The organism is Serratia sp. PF-27 (genome assembly GCF_030053255.1).
Lineage (GTDB): Bacteria > Pseudomonadota > Gammaproteobacteria > Enterobacterales > Enterobacteriaceae > Serratia > Serratia bockelmannii.
Window position 1 is genome coordinate 59,079 of record NZ_JASGBT010000018.1, and the last position, 17,069, is coordinate 76,147.

Annotated in this window: 17 protein-coding genes; 3 read left to right on the forward strand and 14 right to left on the reverse strand. The window is 60.3% G+C overall.

The genetic code is table 11. From position 1 onward, the window contains the following. Nucleotides 1-5: 5 nt before the first annotated feature. The 8 genes from QMZ29_RS10745 to QMZ29_RS10780 form a co-directional block, all read right to left on the reverse strand. Nucleotides 6-959, reverse strand: coding sequence for an ABC transporter permease (locus tag QMZ29_RS10745; protein ID WP_025304610.1), 954 nt, complete (start codon nt 957-959; stop codon nt 6-8). 1 nt (nt 960) lies between these two features. Next, complete coding sequence (locus QMZ29_RS10750; protein WP_015379367.1) at nt 961-1,950, reverse strand: ABC transporter permease; 990 nt, start codon at nt 1,948-1,950, stop codon at nt 961-963. After that, the gene (locus QMZ29_RS10755) at nt 1,943-3,442 is read right to left on the reverse strand and encodes a sugar ABC transporter ATP-binding protein (protein WP_261427292.1); all 1,500 of its coding nucleotides are present in this window, start codon (nt 3,440-3,442) and stop codon (nt 1,943-1,945) included. Before QMZ29_RS10755 ends, QMZ29_RS10750 begins: the two co-directional genes overlap by 8 nt. Nucleotides 3,443-3,547: 105 nt before the next feature. Beyond that, nucleotides 3,548-4,534 (reverse strand): autoinducer 2 ABC transporter substrate-binding protein, encoded by a 987-nt coding sequence (locus tag QMZ29_RS10760; protein WP_025304608.1) that lies wholly within the window; start codon nt 4,532-4,534, stop codon nt 3,548-3,550. Nucleotides 4,535-4,863: 329 nt separating this feature from the next. Beyond that, the gene (gdhA, locus tag QMZ29_RS10765) at nt 4,864-6,207 is read right to left on the reverse strand and encodes an NADP-specific glutamate dehydrogenase (protein WP_021505207.1); all 1,344 of its coding nucleotides are present in this window, start codon (nt 6,205-6,207) and stop codon (nt 4,864-4,866) included. Nucleotides 6,208-6,406: 199 nt separating this feature from the next. Continuing rightward, nucleotides 6,407-6,844: a universal stress protein UspA gene (uspA, locus tag QMZ29_RS10770; RefSeq protein ID WP_004930988.1), complete on the reverse strand. Its 438-nt coding sequence runs from the start codon at nt 6,842-6,844 to the stop codon at nt 6,407-6,409. Between the two features lie 267 nt (nt 6,845-7,111). Next, nucleotides 7,112-8,020: a LysR family transcriptional regulator gene (locus tag QMZ29_RS10775; protein ID WP_049209143.1), complete on the reverse strand. Its 909-nt coding sequence runs from the start codon at nt 8,018-8,020 to the stop codon at nt 7,112-7,114. Between the two features lie 103 nt (nt 8,021-8,123). Next, entirely contained in the window at nt 8,124-8,897 is a 774-nt protein-coding gene (locus QMZ29_RS10780) for an SDR family oxidoreductase (protein ID WP_025304606.1), read from the reverse strand. Between the two features lie 433 nt (nt 8,898-9,330). On the opposite strand from QMZ29_RS10780, the gene uspB reads away from it, so the two are divergent. Next, entirely contained in the window at nt 9,331-9,666 is a 336-nt protein-coding gene (gene uspB / locus QMZ29_RS10785; RefSeq protein ID WP_016930435.1) for a universal stress protein UspB, read from the forward strand. A 73-nt stretch (nt 9,667-9,739) separates the two neighbouring features. On the opposite strand, the gene pitA is transcribed toward uspB, so the two are convergent. Then, the gene (gene pitA, locus QMZ29_RS10790) at nt 9,740-11,242 is read right to left on the reverse strand and encodes an inorganic phosphate transporter PitA (RefSeq protein WP_025304605.1); all 1,503 of its coding nucleotides are present in this window, start codon (nt 11,240-11,242) and stop codon (nt 9,740-9,742) included. Nucleotides 11,243-11,542: 300 nt separating this feature from the next. Here pitA and QMZ29_RS10795 point away from each other — a divergent pair, with 300 nt between their 5' ends. Next, nucleotides 11,543-12,742, forward strand: a complete 1,200-nt coding sequence (locus tag QMZ29_RS10795) for a BaiN/RdsA family NAD(P)/FAD-dependent oxidoreductase (RefSeq protein WP_060435186.1) — start codon at nt 11,543-11,545, stop codon at nt 12,740-12,742. Between the two features lie 17 nt (nt 12,743-12,759). On the opposite strand, the gene QMZ29_RS10800 is transcribed toward QMZ29_RS10795, so the two are convergent. The 5 genes from QMZ29_RS10800 to QMZ29_RS10820 all read right to left on the reverse strand — a co-directional run bounded on the left by QMZ29_RS10800 (nt 12,760) and on the right by QMZ29_RS10820 (nt 16,001). Beyond that, nucleotides 12,760-12,987 (reverse strand): hypothetical protein, encoded by a 228-nt coding sequence (locus tag QMZ29_RS10800; RefSeq protein WP_025304603.1) that lies wholly within the window; start codon nt 12,985-12,987, stop codon nt 12,760-12,762. A 137-nt stretch (nt 12,988-13,124) separates the two neighbouring features. Next, a complete protein-coding gene (locus QMZ29_RS10805) occupies nt 13,125-13,541 on the reverse strand; it encodes a VOC family protein (protein WP_261427286.1) in 417 nt (138 codons plus the stop codon). Between the two features lie 145 nt (nt 13,542-13,686). Continuing rightward, nucleotides 13,687-14,103: an SRPBCC family protein gene (locus QMZ29_RS10810; RefSeq protein ID WP_142591573.1), complete on the reverse strand. Its 417-nt coding sequence runs from the start codon at nt 14,101-14,103 to the stop codon at nt 13,687-13,689. Between the two features lie 36 nt (nt 14,104-14,139). Continuing rightward, complete coding sequence (locus QMZ29_RS10815) at nt 14,140-14,937, reverse strand: SDR family NAD(P)-dependent oxidoreductase (RefSeq protein ID WP_049209141.1); 798 nt, start codon at nt 14,935-14,937, stop codon at nt 14,140-14,142. Between the two features lie 53 nt (nt 14,938-14,990). Beyond that, nucleotides 14,991-16,001 carry an aldo/keto reductase gene (locus QMZ29_RS10820; RefSeq protein ID WP_261427282.1) on the reverse strand — a complete coding sequence of 337 codons (1,011 nt, stop codon included), beginning with the start codon at nt 15,999-16,001 and terminating at the stop codon, nt 14,991-14,993. Nucleotides 16,002-16,142: 141 nt separating this feature from the next. Here QMZ29_RS10820 and QMZ29_RS10825 point away from each other — a divergent pair, with 141 nt between their 5' ends. Next, nucleotides 16,143-17,042, forward strand: a complete 900-nt coding sequence (locus QMZ29_RS10825; RefSeq protein WP_197829875.1) for a LysR substrate-binding domain-containing protein — start codon at nt 16,143-16,145, stop codon at nt 17,040-17,042. Nucleotides 17,043-17,069: the final 27 nt, after the last annotated feature.

A 17,069-nucleotide genomic window follows, 5' to 3' on the forward strand; every position in this document is an offset into this window, starting at 1 on the left:
TCTCCTCAGGCTTTTCGATTCTGTAACGCGATAAACAGGATCAGCACGCCGCCCCACAGGGCCATGGTCAGGTAGCTGCTGACCCCCAGCAGATTGAGGCCGCTTTCCAACATTTGCAGCACGATCAGCGCCAGCACCAGCCCCAGAATACGGCCGAAACCGCCGTCCGGGTTAATGCCGCCCAGCACCGAGGCCAGAATGGTCACCAGCAGATAAGATTCGCCGTAGCCGGCCTTGGCCGAGTTGAACTTGGCCATCATCAGCAGGGCGGCGCCCCAGCCGAGCAGCGCCGACAGGATATACACCGCGATCTGCACCCGCGCGGTGTTCACGCCGCTGAAGCGGGTGGCCTGCTCGTTGGAGCCGATCAGGTACAGGCTGCGGCCCAGCGTGGTGTGCTCCAGCAGCAGCCACAGCCCGACCGCTACCAGCAGGAACAGGATCAGCGCCACCGGCACGCCGAGTACGGCGCCATTGCCAAGAAATTGAATCGCCGCCGGGAAGCCGGAGATCACCGCGCCGTTGGACAGCAGGATATTCAGGCCGGTGATCAGGGTCATGGTGCCGAGCGAGGCGAGGATGGGCGAAACGCCGATCCAGGCCACCAGTACTCCGTTCAGTGCGCCGATCGCCACCGCCACCAGCAGGCCGGCCAGCAGCGCCAGCACCAGGAACAGCGGCTGGTCGGGATGGCTGACGATGATCGCCGCCATCACCAGCGAACAGGCGTTGGCGCCGGCGATGATCGACAGATTGATGCCGCCGGTCAGCATGGTGATGCCCATGCCGAGCGCCAGCAGGCCGAGGATCGGCAGCTGCGAGGCGATCGACTGGAAGTTGCCGAGGCTGAAGAAGCGCGATCCGAGCAGACCGGCGAACAGCAGCGCCACCGCGATGATGATCGCGCCCTGCAGACGAATGATCCGATCGCTTGGGATCAACCGAGTTAACTGCGTCATGTCAGATCTCCTTGAGCAGCTTGCGTTTTTCGTTCCAGGCGGTGGTGCTGATGCTGATCAAAATGATCGCGCCGCTGAACACCTGGTGCCAATAGGCCGAGACGCTGAGCAGCGTCAGCCCATTTTGCAGGAAGGCCAGCAGCACCACGCCGAGCAGGGTGCCGGTCAACGATCCGCGGCCGCCGCTCATGCTGGTGCCGCCCAGCACCACCGCCGCCAATACCGTCAGCTCGAAGCCGAGCAGCGAGTTGGGCGCCACCGACTGGGTGATCTGCGCCTGCACTACCGCCGCGACGCCGGCCAGAATGCCCATATAGCCGTAGACGCAGAAGTGCAGCCGCAGCAGGTTCAACCCCAGGCGCGACGCCGCGTCGCGGTTGCCGCCCATGGCGTAGATCTGGCGCCCCAGCCGGGTGCGGTTCATCAGCACGCCGGTGACGACGATGGTCGCCAGCAGGCACAGCAGCGGCAGCGTCAGGCCGTAGTCGTAACCGTCGGCGCCCTGGAACGAGAACCAGTTGATGCCGTTCATGAACCAGTCCGGGAAGCCGTACAGCCAGGTGCCGTTGGTGGCGTACACCAGCAGGCCGTAGAACAGGTTAAGGGTAGCGATGGTGATGATGATCGCCGGCACCTTCAGCCAGTACACCAGGAAACCGTTCACCAGCCCGAGCAGCAGGCCGACGCCGATCGCCAGGGCGAACGCCAGCGGGAAGCTGCCGCCGTGCTGGATCACCCAACTGGCCATCACATACTGGGCGATGGCGGTGACCGCCGGGAACGAAATGTCGATGCCGCCGGCGATCAGCACCACGAACAGCCCGCAGGCCAGAATGCCGAGAATGGCGTAGCTGGTGGCGACGTCGGTCAGGTTGCCGAGCGTCAGAAACTCATCGGTGCCGGCGCTTAGGCCGATCGCCAGCAGCAGCACCAACAGGCCGAGATAAAACTCGTGCCGCCCGGCCAGGCGGGCCAATAATGACTTATCCATTCACCACCTCGGCGATCTGTTGTTCGGTACTCTGGTGCGGCGCGAATTCGGCGATCAGTTCGCCCTTGCGCATCACCATCACCCGATGGCTGTTGTAATAGGCTTCCGGGATCTCGTCGCAGATCATCAGCACCGCCATGCCCAGCTGCGCCAGATCGCGAGCGATCTGGTAGATCCCCTCTTTGTTGGCGATGTCCACGCCGACGGTAGGCGAGTCGAGGATCAGGATCTTCGGCTGGGTCGCCACCCATTTGGCGATGGCGATACGTTGGGCGTTGCCGCCGGACAGGGTTTTCACCGGCAATGCGCTGTCGGACACCTTGATGTTCAAATCGCGGATCAGCCGGTTGACCAGCTCGGTCGCCTTGGCGTGATCCAGCAGCCCGAGCGAGGTATGCAGCCGATCGAAGACGGTGACGATGGTGTTGTCGTAGATCGATTGCTCCATGATCAACCCCTGCGTCAGGCGATCTTCCGACACATAGCCGATGCCGTGGCGCACCGCTTCGCGGTTGCTGTGCAGCTGCACCGTGCGGCCCTCGATGCGGATCTCGCCGCTGTCCGGCCGCGTCATGCCGAACAGGCTGAGGCACAGTTCGGTGCGGCCGGCGCCGAGCAGGCCGACGATCGAGACGATCTCGCCGCCGCGCAGCGCCAGATTGACGTTGCGGTATTTTTCGCCGCGGCTGAGGTTGCGCACCTCGAGCAGCGGCGCTTGTTCAGCCGGCGGCAGCGGGGGCAGCGGGCTGTAATGGAAGCGTTGGCCGGTCATCAGGAACGCCAGTTCATGGCTGTCCAGTTCGCTGGCCGGCCAGGTGCCCACCAGCTTGCCGTCGCGCATTACGCTGATGCGATCGGCGACTTCCATCACTTCATCCAATCTGTGGCTGACGAACACCACGCAGATGCCGGCCGCCTTCAGTTCGTTAACCACCCGCAGCAGGCCGTCGACTTCCTGGCGGGTCAGCGAGGCGGTCGGTTCGTCCATGATAACCAACCGCGCTTCGGCGGCGATGGCGCGGCAAATCGCCACCAGCTGCCGATCGGCGATCGACAATTTTTCCACCTTTTTATCGGGATCGATGTGTACGCCGACCCGTGCCATGGCGTCCAGCGCCGTCTGGCGCATCACCCGCTTGCGCACCCAGAAGTGGCCGCCGGGCAGGTAACGGTGGATAGCGATGTTTTCCGCCACCGTCAGGTTAGGGAACAGCGACAGGTCCTGGTAGATCACCTGTATGCCGTAATAACCGGACAGCTGCGGCGTCAGGGCGTGGAAGAGTTTGCCTTCCAGCGAAATGTTGGCGCCTTTTTCCGGCTGATAGACGCCGGAGATGATTTTAATAATGGTGCTTTTGCCGCAGCCGTTTTGCCCGGCCAGGCAGTGCACTTCGCCTTTATTCAGCGTCAGGTTGATCTGGTCTAATGCCAGCACGCCTGGGAATCGCTTGCTGATATTCTCCAGGGTGATAAATGCGGGGGAGGCTGTCATAACGTTAACCTGTGCTTGCGTAGCGGCCGAAGCCCTGGGCGCAGCAACGCTGCGCCCCTACGAGGGTTTAACTTCTTTCCCGGTGTGGCGAAATTACGCGAAAAATCAGAATCCGAGCGATTTGGCGTTGTCTTTGGTCACTTCCAAAATCTTATTAAACCGAATCACTTTGTGTTCCATATCGACGTCGGCCTTACCGAGGCCCTCAATCGACAGGTCCTTATTCACTTCCTTGCCCTGCAACAGCTGGTCGGCCACCGTCACCAGCGCATAACCGGCGTCTTTCGGATCCCACAGCAGCGCTTTCTTGATGTCGCCACGCATCAGGTAAGGGGCGGCCTGCGCCGGCATGGCGATGCCCACCACCGCGATTTTGTCCTTGGCGCGTTTCTTGGCCACCGCCTGGCCGGCGCCGATCGGGCCGAGCGAACCGAAGCCGATGATGCCCTTCATCTGCGGATAGGTTTTCATCAGATCCAGCGTGGTGGCGTAGGATTTGTCGATGCTTTCCGCCACCGGCAAGCGCGAGGTGACTTCAAACATGTCCGGGTATTTTTCTTTCTGGTATTTGATGGCGAAGTCGGCCCAGGCGTTGTGCAGCGGCACGGTCAGCGAACCGACGTAGATCGCATAGCCGCCTTTGCCGCCCATGTCTTTCGCCAGCTCATCGACGTTGGCCTGCGCGTATTTCTCGCTGTCGATGGTCTCGATGTCCCACTGGCCGATCTGCTGGTCCGGGGATTCATGGGTCAGCACCACAATGCCTTTGTCGCGCGCTTTTTTCAGCACCGGTTCCAGCACCTTGGCGTCGTTCGGCACCACGATGATGGCGTTGACGTTCTTGGCGATCAGATCCTCAATCACCTTGACCTGCGCGGCCGGATCCGGCGTAGAAGGGCCGGTCTGGTAGGCGTTGACGTCGAGTTTTTTCGCCGCTTCGTTGACGCCCACTTCCATGCGGTTGAACCACGGGATGCCGGTCACTTTAGCGACTACGGCAATCTCATACTTATCAGCGGCGAACACAGGTGTTGTCGATAACATGCACGCAGAAACCACACATGCATTTAATAATGCGAGGTTAAATTTCATTAGCTGTACCTTTTTTTATCTGTAGGGGTGGCGGTTTTTCCACCGCTGCAGATTACAAAGGAATGGAAGAGGGGGCGTAGCTGAAGTTAATGAAATGTGATCTGCGCACATTTAAGTAAAATATTGGCGTATTTAGTGTTAAATAAATGTTTAATTATTTGATGGTGGTAAATTTACTACCAATCAAATGGTAATAAATAACTATTTATTAACTTTTATTTAACTAATTTGCATCATTCTGATGGCGTGAAGGCATAAAAAAATGCCGGCGCAGAGGCCGGCATTGAAGCATTTAATCGATGTGTGAACAAGATCACCTTTACGACGGATTACAGCACGCCTTGGGCCAGCATCGCCTCCGCGACCTTGACGAAACCGGCGATATTCGCGCCGTGTACATAGTGGGTTTGCTTGCCCTCGCCGCCGTATTCCACGCAGGCATGGTGAATATCCGCCATGATATGTTGTAAACGTACATCCACTTTTTCCGCCCGCCAGCCGATGCGCGCGGCGTTTTGCGCCATCTCCAGCCCCGACGTGGCCACGCCGCCGGCGTTGGCCGCCTTGCCGGGCGCGAACAGCACGCCGGCGTCGAGGAAGGCGTCGGTGGCCTGGATGGTGGTCGGCATGTTGGCGCCTTCCGCTACCGCCTTCACCCCGTTGCGGATCAGCGTCTGCGCCGCCTCGAGATCCAGTTCGTTCTGGGTGGCGCACGGCAGGGCGATATCCACCGGCACGTTCCACGGCTGCTGGCCCGCCAGGTAGGTCAGACCGCGTTCGCGGGCGTAGTCCGCCACCCGGCCGTAACGCTGGTTTTTGATCTCCGCCAGGTGCGCCAGCTTCTCGGTGGTGAAGCCGTCTTCGTCCACCAGGGTGCCACCGGAATCCGACACGGTGATCACGCGCGCATCCAGCTCCAGCGCTTTCTCGATGGTGTACTGCGCCACGTTGCCGGAACCGGACACCGCCACCCGCATGCCCTCAAAGCCCAGGCCGTGGCGCTGCAGCATGGCGTCGGTAAAGTACACCAGGCCGTAGCCGGTCGCCTCGGGGCGGATCAGGCTGCCGCCGAAGGAGAGCCCTTTGCCGGTAAATACGCAGGCGGTGTTGTTGGACAGTTTCTTCATCATGCCGGCCATAAAGCCGACTTCACGGCCGCCGACGCCGATGTCGCCGGCCGGCACGTCGGTGTCCGGCCCCAGATGGCGGTACAGCTCGGTCATCAGCGCCTGGCAGAAGCGCATGATCTCGCCCTGGCTTTTGCCCTTCGGATCGAAATCGGAGCCGCCTTTGCCGCCGCCCATCGGCAGGGTAGTCAGCGCATTCTTGAAGGTCTGCTCAAAGCCGAGGAACTTCAGGATCGACAGGTTTACCGACGGGTGGAAGCGCATGCCGCCCTTGTAGGGGCCGATGGCCGAGTTGAACTGCACGCGGAAGGCGCGGTTGACCTGCACCTGGCCGCGATCGTCCACCCAGCTGACGCGGAACTGAATGATGCGCTCGGGCTCTACCAGGCGTTCCAGCAGCGCCTGTTCGCGATAGCGCGGGTTGCGCTCGATAAACGGCCACAGCGAGGTGAACACTTCGCGCACCGCCTGCAGATATTCCGGCTGGTGGGGGTTATGGCGTTGTAACGAGGACAGGAAAGACTCTACCGATACGGCATATTCCATGGATAACTCCTTTTCGCATTAAATTTCCCCCGCTATTTCTTATAGATTTGGGTGTCGATGATGCCCGGGGGAGGATGTTGTGTCTTTAGCGACTATATCATCGGAGGGCGGTTGATTATCAAGCGATTAATCGGCGTGGCGGCATGAAAAACGCCCGCAGGGCGCGGGCGTTGGGTAGTTAAGTTAGCAAGCGCTTACTTTATTCGTCTTCTTCGTCGCGCAGCGGCACGATCAGCATATCGATGTGCACGGTATTGATCAGCTGGCGAGCGGAAGACATCAGCTTGCTCCAGAAGTCCTGATGGTGGCCGCACAGTACCAGGTCCATGTCGTATTTCTTGATGGCATCGACCAATACCTGCGCCAGATCGCCGCTGCCGCTCAGGGTCTCGGTGATCGGGTAGCCGGCGTTCTGCGACAGCTCGGTCAGCGCCTGATGGGTTTCCTCGGAGATGCGTTTTTGCATGTCGCCGAGATTGACGTCGATCAGGCCAGTATAGAGGTCGGAATAGTTGACATCGACGTGGATCAGAGAAACCTTAGCGTTGTACGGCCGCGCCATCGAGACGGCTTTTTCTACCAGGATCTTGCTTTCCGGGGATAGGTCCACCGCGATCAGTATGTGTTTGTAAGCCATAAGAATACTCCTTCCATAAACATGCCGATTAAAAAGGGTTAGCAGGCGTTCCGTTTACCCGCCTGGCGCTTTTGGTTCCATAGTATCATTCGGATAACGCAATGATATGTTGGGGCGATCACACTGCGCCGCATCGAAAATCTCTCCGCCCGATACCTTTCGTTGTACACCCGCGCGGCGTAAAAGCCTATGGGTTATGCGGGCTTTAACAGTCTGACCGCTTGAATTATAAGCGTTATTAAACAAAGTATAGCGCTAAATGTGCAATCAGCGCTCCAGATGCGGCTGCAGCAGGCTTTCAAACCACTCATGAAACACCGCCAGGCGGCGCGATCGCTGGCGGCGATGGGGGTAGATCAGGGCGATCGGCATGGAGGCGGCGCGGTAACCGGGCAGGACTTCCACCAGTTCACCGGCGTCGAGCAGGTGTTGCACGTCGTAGCGCGGGATTTGCATCAGCCCCAGCCCGGCGCGGCAGCAGGCGATATAGCTTTCGGCGTTGTTGACCACCACCCGGCTGGGCAGTTCGAGGCGTTGCGTATGGCCGTCGTCGGTCAGGTATTCCCAGGGGGATTCGCGGCCGGTTTTGGGCGAGGCGTAACCGATGCTCCAGTGCCCCTCGATGAGATCGCCGGGCTGGCGTGGATGGCCGAATTCGCTCAGGTAGGCGGGGCTGGCGCAGTTGATCAGCGCGATATGGCCGAGCGGGCGCATCACCAGGCTGCTGTCGTGCAGATCGCCGACGCGCACCGCGCAGTCGACCCCTTCCTGCACCAGATCGATGGCGCGATCGGCGGAGCCGAGCACCAGCTGCAGATGAGGGTGGCGCCGCAACAGGCTAGGCAGCGCCGGGGCGATCAACCGGCGAGCGATGCGGCTCGGCACGTCGACGCTGAGCCGCCCGGAGGCCTGCCGCTGGCTGGCCTGAAACGACTGATCGATGTCTTCCACCTCGGCCAGCAGCGGGCGCAGCCGCTCGAGCAGCTGTTCGCCGTCGGCGGTCAGCCGCACTTGCCGCGTGGTGCGGTGCAGCAGGCGCACGCCCAGCTGCGTTTCCAGTTGTTGCACGGCGGCGGACACCGAGGCGCGCGGCACCTCCAGCGCGTGGGCAGCCCGGATAAAGCTGCCCATTTCCGCCACCTGCACGAATACGCGGTATTGATTAAATCTGTCCATCTCGTGACCTGCTGTTCCGTGGCGCCGTTTCTGACAGAGAGTGTAGCCGTATGACGCGGTTGCGCGCGAGCAGGTGCGGGGGCATCTCCGCCCCCCGTCGAACTTATTTGGTGGTGTAGCCGCCGTTGATCAGGATGGTTTGGCCGGTTACCCACCAGCCGTCGCTGACCAGATGGCGGATGAACGGCACCACGTCTTCGATATCGGTCAGGCCGGTTTTGCTGAACGGCGACAGCGCCGCCGCCGTCTTGTGGTAGGCCACGGCGTCCGCACCCTCAGCCGGGTAGAAGAACGGGGTGTCCATCGGGCCGGGGCCGACCGCCGTCACGGAGATGCCACGCTCGCCGAACTCCTTGGCGGCGGCGCGGGTGAAGTGCTCCACCGGCGCTTTGGTGCCGGCGTAAGCGGCGTAAAACGGCGTGAAGGCGCCGAGCAGCGAGGTGACCAGCGTGCAGATTTTACCGTTGTCGTTAAGGTGCTTGCCCGCCTCTTTCAGGAAGAAGAACGCGGTTTTGGCGTTGACCGCGGTCATCTCGTCGTACTCGGCTTCGCTGATGTCGACCATCGGCTTTTTCAGCACCTTGCCGACGGTATTGATGGCGATATCCGGCTTGCCGACGGCGGCGACCGCATCGGCGAACAGCTTCTCGACCGCGCCCGCGGTGGTCAGATCGGCCTGCAGCGCGACGCCTTGCGCACCGGCGGCCTGAATGGCGGCGACGGTTTTCTCCGCTTCGGCTTTGGAGGCGGCGCTGTTGTAGTGGATCACCACCGCTTTGGCGCCTTGCTCAGCCAAATCGCGCGCGATCAGCCCGCCGAGGTTCTTGGCGCCGCCGGCGATGAGGACGGTTTTTCCCTTGATTGAATGGTTTGCCATAACAGTTTCCTTGGATGAACGTAACGGAAACCTGAGTCTAGCCAGCGTGGGGGGAAAGATCAGCGGCGTAGCGCGGGATAGACTATCCATAAAAACCGCCTAATCGAAAACGGGCGGTTATCGCTTATAACGTCCCGGCAGGTGACTTTTCGGCACAGGGCGGTAAATTTTATCCACTGCTCAGGCCAGTTTGCGTTTCATTAACCTACAATGATGGATATGGGCCTCATCATTTCCCCTCTGAGTGGAACCACGCCGTGCAAATCTCTCTGTGCGGTGCGGTAACGTCTCCGGAGGCGGTGGGTTATGGGCATGGCCCGTGCAGGCAAAAAAGGGGATGAGAGCGGTAAGCTCCAGCAGAGTATCGGGTAATGAGGTAGGGCGGTTGGACCCGGCGGAAGGCCGCGGATAACAACGCCTTGAGGGGGTAATCATGATCAGTACCGTCGCGCTGTTTTGGGCCTTATGTGTGGTGTGTGTGGTAAACATGGTGCGGTATTACTCTTCTCTGCGCGCGCTGCTGGTGGTATTGCGCGGCTGTGACCCGTTGCTGTACCAGTACGTCGACGGCGGCGGTTTTTTCACCGCCCACGGGCAACCCAGCAAGCAGCTGAGGCTGGTGCGCTATATCTTCGCGCAGCGCTATGTCGAGCATCACGATCCGGAGTTTATCCGCCGCTGCGAGCGGGTGCGCGGGCAGTTTATGCTGACCTCGGCCCTGTGCGGCCTGGTGGTCATCAGCCTGATAGCGCTGATGATCTGGTATTAATTCCTTCCTGTTTCCCTTGATGCAGGCAAAAAAAAGGCGGCCCTGGGGCCGCCTTCCTCATGATGCTTATCGCTTAGATCAGCTTCAACGCAACCCAATACAGCGCACCGGAAAGCAGGATCGAGATTGGTAGGGTCAGTACCCAGGCCAACAGGATGTTCTTCACGGTTTTGCTCTGCACGCCGCCGCCGTCCACGATCATCGTCCCGGCAACCGCCGAAGAGAGGACGTGGGTGGTGGAGACCGGCATGCCGGTATAACTCGCCACGCCGATAGACAGCGCCGCGGTCATCTGGGCCGATACGCCCTGGGCGTAGGTCATGCCTTTCTTGCCGATCTTCTCGCCGATGGTGGTGGCCACGCGTTTCCAACCCACCATGGTACCGAGCGACAGCGCCAGCGCGACGGCGACGATGATCCACATCGGCGCGTACTCGACGGTCTGCAGCAGATCCTGACGCAGGTTCTTCAGGAAACGCTGGTCGGCGGATGAGGTTTCCGGCAGCTTGGCGACTTTATCCGCCGTGTCGGTCACGCACATCAGCAGGCGGCGCAGGTGGCTGCGCTGGTCAACCGTCAGCTGATCGTAGCTTTGCAGGTTGGTCAGCATGCCCTGAGCCAGCTCGATCGCCGGCATGGCGCGCGAACTGTCGCAGTGGAACTCGGCAGGCTTGCCAGGCGCGGCTTCGTCATCCGGGCTTGGCACCAGCGGCGTCAGCGACACCGCATGCGACAGCGCGTCGCCGTGCTGCTGGTAATATTGCTGCAGGTGGGTCACGGCATCACGCGTACGGGTGATGTCATAACCGGTTGCATTCATATTGACCACGAAGCCAGCCGGCGCAACGCCGATCAGCACCAGCATGATAAGGCCGATACCTTTCTGGCCGTCGTTGGCGCCGTGCGAGAAGCTGACGCCAATCGCCGACAGGATCAGCGCGATACGGGTCCAGAACGGCGGCTTGCGTTTGCCGTCGACCTTTTCACGTTCCGCAGGGGTCATGTGGATACGCTGGCGTTTCTTGGTGCCACTCCAATAGCGGCGCAAGGCGAACACCATCACTCCCGCTACCATCATGCCGACCAGCGGCGAGAACAGCAGAGAAAGGAAAATGCCAATCATTTTCGGGACGTTAAGCGCATCCACGACCGAGGTGTGGGTCATCAGGGCGTTGGTTAAACCGACACCGATGATTGCGCCTATCAGCGTATGGGAACTGGAGGCCGGCAGACCGAAATACCAGGTGCCGAGGTTCCAGATGATTGCCGCCAGCAGCATGGAGAAGACCATGGCTAATCCGTGTGCTGAACTGACGTTCAACAACAGATCGGTAGGCAACAAGTGGACGATGGCGTAAGCAACACTCAAACCGCCGAGCATTACGCCAAGAAAGTTGAACAAACCTGCCATCACGACCGCAAGTTGCGAGCGCATGGCGCGGGTATAAATAACTGTAGCGACCGCATTGGCCGTATCATGAAAACCGTTGATGGCTTCATAAAACAACACGAACAACAATGCGAGAATTAACATCAGGCCGGTATGGAAATCCAGGCCAGCGAACAAATGCAGCATAAGCGTTACGCCAGTTTGTGGACATGAACGCCGCGCATTATCAGTGACAACCGGTGCCGGGGAAAAGGAAAATATGACGTTTTTTTGATTTGGACATGACGAAACGATGACGCGCCTATAACAAAAATATGGAATATCAACGCGTTAATCTCCTCTGACCTCTGTAATATTTTCTTACTATGGCGTTGGCGGCGCCGGGGCTTTACAATCTGCCGCCGTGAATTTGGCGGTGACCGGCGGCGAAACGGCGTAATATGGCGCTCTTTTGTCGCGATTGTGGTTTTGATAAGTGAGGCTCAGGTGGAACAGTTTGATGTCGTAGTGATTGGGGCGGGCGCCGCCGGCATGTTTTGCGCCGCGCAGGCGGGGCAACTCGGTTGCCGCGTATTGCTGCTCGACAACGGCAAAAAACCGGGCCGCAAGATCCTGATGTCCGGCGGTGGGCGCTGCAACTTCACCAACATGTACGCCGAACCGGCGGCCTATCTGTCGAACAACCCGCACTTCTGCAAGTCGGCGCTGGCGCGCTACACCCAGTGGGACTTCATCGATCTGATCAACCGTTACGGCATCGCCTACCATGAAAAAACGCTGGGGCAGCTGTTCTGCGACGATTCGGCGCAGCAGGTGGTGGATCTGCTGGTCAAAGAGTGCGAGCTGGGCCAGGTGACGATGCGCCTGCGCAGCGAAGTGCTGGACGTAGAGAAAACCGAGAATGGCTACGCGCTGGCGCTGAATGGTGAAAAAGTGAGCGCTCGCTCACTTGTGGTGGCCAGCGGCGGATTATCCATGCCGGGGTTGGGCGCGTCGCCGTTCGGTTACAAACTGGCTGAGCAGTTCGGCCTTAAGGTGCTGCCGACGCGCGCCGGGCTGGTGCCGTTTACCCTGCATAAACCGCTGTTGGAGCATGTACAGACGCTGTCCGGCGTCTCGGTGCCGGCGGTGATCACCGCCGAGAACGGCGTCAGCTTCCGTGAAAGCATTCTGTTTACCCATCGCGGCCTGTCCGGCCCGGCGGTGCTGCAGCTGTCCAGCTACTGGCAACCGGGTGAGTATGTGAGCGTTAACTTACTTCCTGAGCTGGATCTGGCGGGCTTCCTGGATGATCAACGCCGGGAGCACCCGAACCAAAGCCTGAAAAACACCCTGGCGCTGCACTTGCCGAAGCGGCTGGTGGAGTGCTTGCAGACCCTGGGACAATTGCCGGAGGCGACGCTGAAGCAGCTGAATGCGCCGCAGCAGGCGGCGCTGGTGGATCTGTTGCAGAACTGGCGCGTGCAGCCGAACGGCACCGAAGGCTACCGCACGGCGGAAGTGACGCTCGGCGGCGTCGACACCAACGAACTTTCTTCCAAGACGATGGAAGCCCACAAGGCGCCGGGGCTCTACTTTATCGGCGAAGTGGTGGACGTGACCGGGTGGTTGGGCGGTTACAACTTCCAGTGGGCCTGGAGCTCGGCCTGGGCCTGCGCCCAGGCGCTGGCAGCGCAGGGGCGTTAACGTTCAGCAGTGACGGGTTAGGCCGATTTTTTTGGCATAAAACGCAGACACAACCCCGCGACAGCTGCATAAAGCATTAGCAGGCAGGTTGTCGAAAGCGCTTGCGGATCGCCGAGACCCCATTCATTAGACTTGTGAACCATTTCCAACGCCATGTCCGGTGTCAGCAGCAGCCGAGAGGGAATGATGTTCGGCAAGACAGCGAATACCAGGACAAAAATCACCGAGGCGATCGGTTTTCTCATATGGGGCAGCGCCTCTCATAGCCAATGACATTGATAGAACCATAAGCTAGCAGCTTATTGTTGGTGCGTGGAACACCTACCCGTGGCGTTCAAACAGATGGGGCCGATAAGGCTCCATTATCTATGGCACGTTAATCTCATCCCGCCGGCCCTTTCAATTCCACGCGATTACCGTCCGGATCGCTGAAATAAATGGACGGCCCGTCGCCTTCCGCCCCATAGCGCGATTCGGCGGGATCAACGCCGATCCCCTGCGATCGCAGATAGGTCAACAACGCGTCTTCGTTGAATGGATCGATGCGCAGGCAGACGTGATCGACATTTTGCCGATGAGGATCGGGCGTTTCGCCGCCTTTTTTCCCCAGTACGCCGTTGACGTCCACCAGGTCAATCATGGAGGCACCGGCGCGCAGGTGCACCAGCCCCAAATCCGGTCGCTGTTTGGCGATATCACAGCCGACGATCTTGGTATAAAAACGCAGGCTGTTCTGCATATCGCGCACGCGCAGCACCACATGATCCAGCCGTTGCAAGTTGAAGGGGCGCACGGTCATCTCCTAAAATGAACATCTCCTTTACAGCATAAGCGGCGATGACGGATTTATCCTGCTTCGCGGCGTTCCCGTTCGTGCGCCCAAACCCCAAAAAAAAACGGCCGATGGGTGCAGCCATCGACCGTGGGGCTTAAGTGTTTAAGCGTTAACGAGGGAAGTTGCCGCTCAGCGCATCCAGGCCGCCCTGGTAGATGCCGCTGAACAGGGCGACGGCCTCGTCGTCGCTGATGTTGACCGGCGTGAAGCTGCCCGACCATTCCACGCGCGCCACGTTGGCGTCGTCGGTGGCGTGCACTGACAGGGTGGACAGGTAATTCACCACCGGGAACGGCGCTTGCATGATGGAGTAGCTGTAGCTGCGTTGACGGTTGTCGAACGCTTCCAGCCGCTCGATGACGGTGCCGCCGTCGGCGGTGGTTAAGGTACGCACGCGGCCGCCTTCAGAAACGACGCTTTTCGGGATGAACGGCAGCCAGTCAGGCAAGGCGTCGAAGCCGCCGATCAGTTGCCATACGGTGTCGGCAGATGCCGGGATGTCCATAGAGACGGATGTAGTAGCCATTTTCTTTCTCTCTTAATATCGGGTTCGGATACAGGGTTACATTGCCAGCGTATCTACGACGCCGCCGTCAACGCGCAGCGCCGCGCCGGTGGTGGCCGAAGACAGCGGAGAGGCGAGGTAAACGGCCAGGTTGGCCACTTCATCGACGTCCGCCGCGCGCTGAATGATGGAGCTTGGGCGTTCGGTTTTAACGAACTCGTCGGCCTGATCGCGTGCGCTGCGCCCGGATTTGGCCGCCGCATCCGCCAGCATTTCTTGCAGGCCTTCGGTAAAGGTTGGCCCCGGCAGGATGGCGTTGACCGTCACACCGGTGCCGGCGAGGCGTTTCGCCAGGCCGTGAGACACCGCCAGGTTGGCGCTTTTGGTGACGCCGTAGTTGATCATGTCCGCCGGGATGGCGACGCCGGATTCGGACGACACGAAAATAATGCGTCCCCAACCCTGTTCAGTCATGCACTGCGCATAGTGGCGCGCCAGACGCACGCCCGAGAGGACGTTAACGTTATAGAAGTGCATCCACTCGCTGTCGGGCACGGTAAAGAAGTCTTTATCGTTGAAAATGCCCAGGTTATTGATCAGCACATCGGCTTTCGGTTCCGCGGCGAACAGGGTAGCAGCCCCTTGTTCCGTCCCGAGATCCGCGACCACGCCGCGCACCTGCGCGCCGGGCACGTTGGCGCTGATGTCGGCGATAGCGTTATCGACCCCGGTTTTCTGACGGCCGACGATCACGACGGTGGCGCCCGTTTTGGCGAGCCCGCGCGCGATGCCGAGGCCGATGCCGGAGGTGGAGCCGCTGACGACGGCGACTTTGCCTGATAGATCCAGTTTCATCATGTATCTCATCGAGTTAATGGGGGTAATGGGGCCATGCGGCCCCATAAAACTTAACGAATCGGCAGCGGCGCGTTGTCGGCCACCAGTTTCTGACGGCGCATTTCGGCCCAGAATTCAGCCGGGATAACGGCGTCCAGCGCAGCCAGATCTTCGGCCATGCGGCCAGGGCGGCTCGAACCGGGGATCACGGCGGCCACCGCCGGGTTAGCCAGCGCGAACTGCAGCGCGGCGGCTTTGACGTCGACCTGGAAGCGAGCGGCGATCGCTTTGATTTGCGCCACTTTCGCCAACACCGCCGGGGATGCTTTCTGGTATTCGTAGTGCTCGCCACCGGCCAGCACGCCGGAGTTGTAAGGGCCGCCGACGACAATGTCGACGTTGCTCGCCAGGGCTTCCGGCATCAAACGCTGCAGCGCGCGTTCATGATCCAGCAGGCTGTAACGGCCGGCCAGCAGGAAGGCGTCCGGCTGCGTTTCGCTCAGACCCAGCGCCAATTCGCAAGGCTCGACGCGGTTGACGCCGAGGCCCCAGGCCTTGATCACCCCTTCTTCACGCAGACGGGTCAGCGCGCGGAAAGCGCCGGTGCGAGCGATGTTGAACTGCTCAATCCAGTTGTCGCCGTAAAAGTCCTGGGCCGGATCGTGGATCCAGACGATGTCCAGACGGTCGGTTTTCAGGCGCTTCAGGCTGTCTTCAATGGAACGCAGCGTGGCGTCGGCGGAGTAGTCGTTGACGATCTTGTTCTTCAAACCGTGTTCGAACAAACCGCCTTTCTCACCCAGATCGCGGGCGGAGGTGTCTTCTTCTTCGTCCAGCATGATGCGGCCCACTTTGGTGCTCAGCACATACTCGTCGCGTGGGTATTGCGACAGCACTTCACCCATGCGGATTTCCGACAGGCCGGAACCGTAGAGCGGCGCGGTGTCGAAGTAGCGGATGCCCAGATCCCAGGTGCCGCTGACGGTGGCTTGCACGTCCTCTTGCGGGATGTTGCGGAACATATTGCCAAGCGGCGCGCCGCCCAAACCGATCTTGCCGGGTAAAATATTTTTGATGCTCATAGTCGATCCTCAATACGTTATCTTTTCAGGGAAACTTATGGGGCTCATACCTGTCTGCCCCGTCACGAGGCTAAAGATAACGTGGCAAGTTGTGACTTGATAGGACATAATTCGTCTAAGTTAAGTCCTTTGAGGTCTCACATGATCGATTTACGTCAGTTGAAATACTTTGTCGCGGTGGCGGAAGAGGAGCACGTCGGCCGCGCCGCCGAACGGCTGCACATTTCCCAGTCCCCACTGAGCAGGCAGATTTCCCAGCTTGAGGAGCGCCTCGGGTTGATGCTGTTTGAGCGCAATCAGCAGCGCATCCGCCTGACGGCCGACGGCCAGACGTTTCTGGCCGAAACCCGCGCGCTATTGACGCACGCCAACCGGCTTGAGTCGCTCGGGCGCCGCCTGGGACGGGGGGAAGACGGCGGGCTGTGCATCGGCTATATCGAAAATGCGATGCACTCCGGCGTTTTGTCGAACGCATTGCGGGCGCTGCGGGTGTCCCGGCCGGATGTGCACATCGTGCTTTACAGCCAGCCTTCTTCCATGCAGCTCGAAGGGCTGCGGCAGCGTAGCCTGGACGTGGCGCTGGTCAATACGGCGCCGGATCGCGACGATCAGGATTTGGACTATACGCAGGTGTTGGACGATCGCATGCTGCTGGCCCTGCCGCAGACGCATCCGCTGGCTGAAAGGGAGACGCTGCAGCCGGTGGATCTCACCGATCAGGCCTGGATCTCGGTGATCCACAAAGAGGATGCCCATTCGCGCGACGACTTCGTGGCGGCCTGTGTGAAGGCCGGGTTTGATCCGGATATTCGGCTGGAAGCGGGCGAGCCGCTGACCGCGCTGGGGCTGGTCGCCGCCGGGTTGGGGATGACGCTGATCCAGCACAGCCTGCGGCATAACGCGCCGCAGGGCGTGGTGCTGCGCGAGCTGCCCTGGATGCAATACACCACGCAGCTGTGGGCAGTGTGGCACAGGGCCAACCTGCGCCCGCTGGTCACCCATTTTCGCGAAGTGATGTCGGCCGGGCCGGCCTGCCACTGATCGCCGGCGGCGCCCGGCCCGGATTGC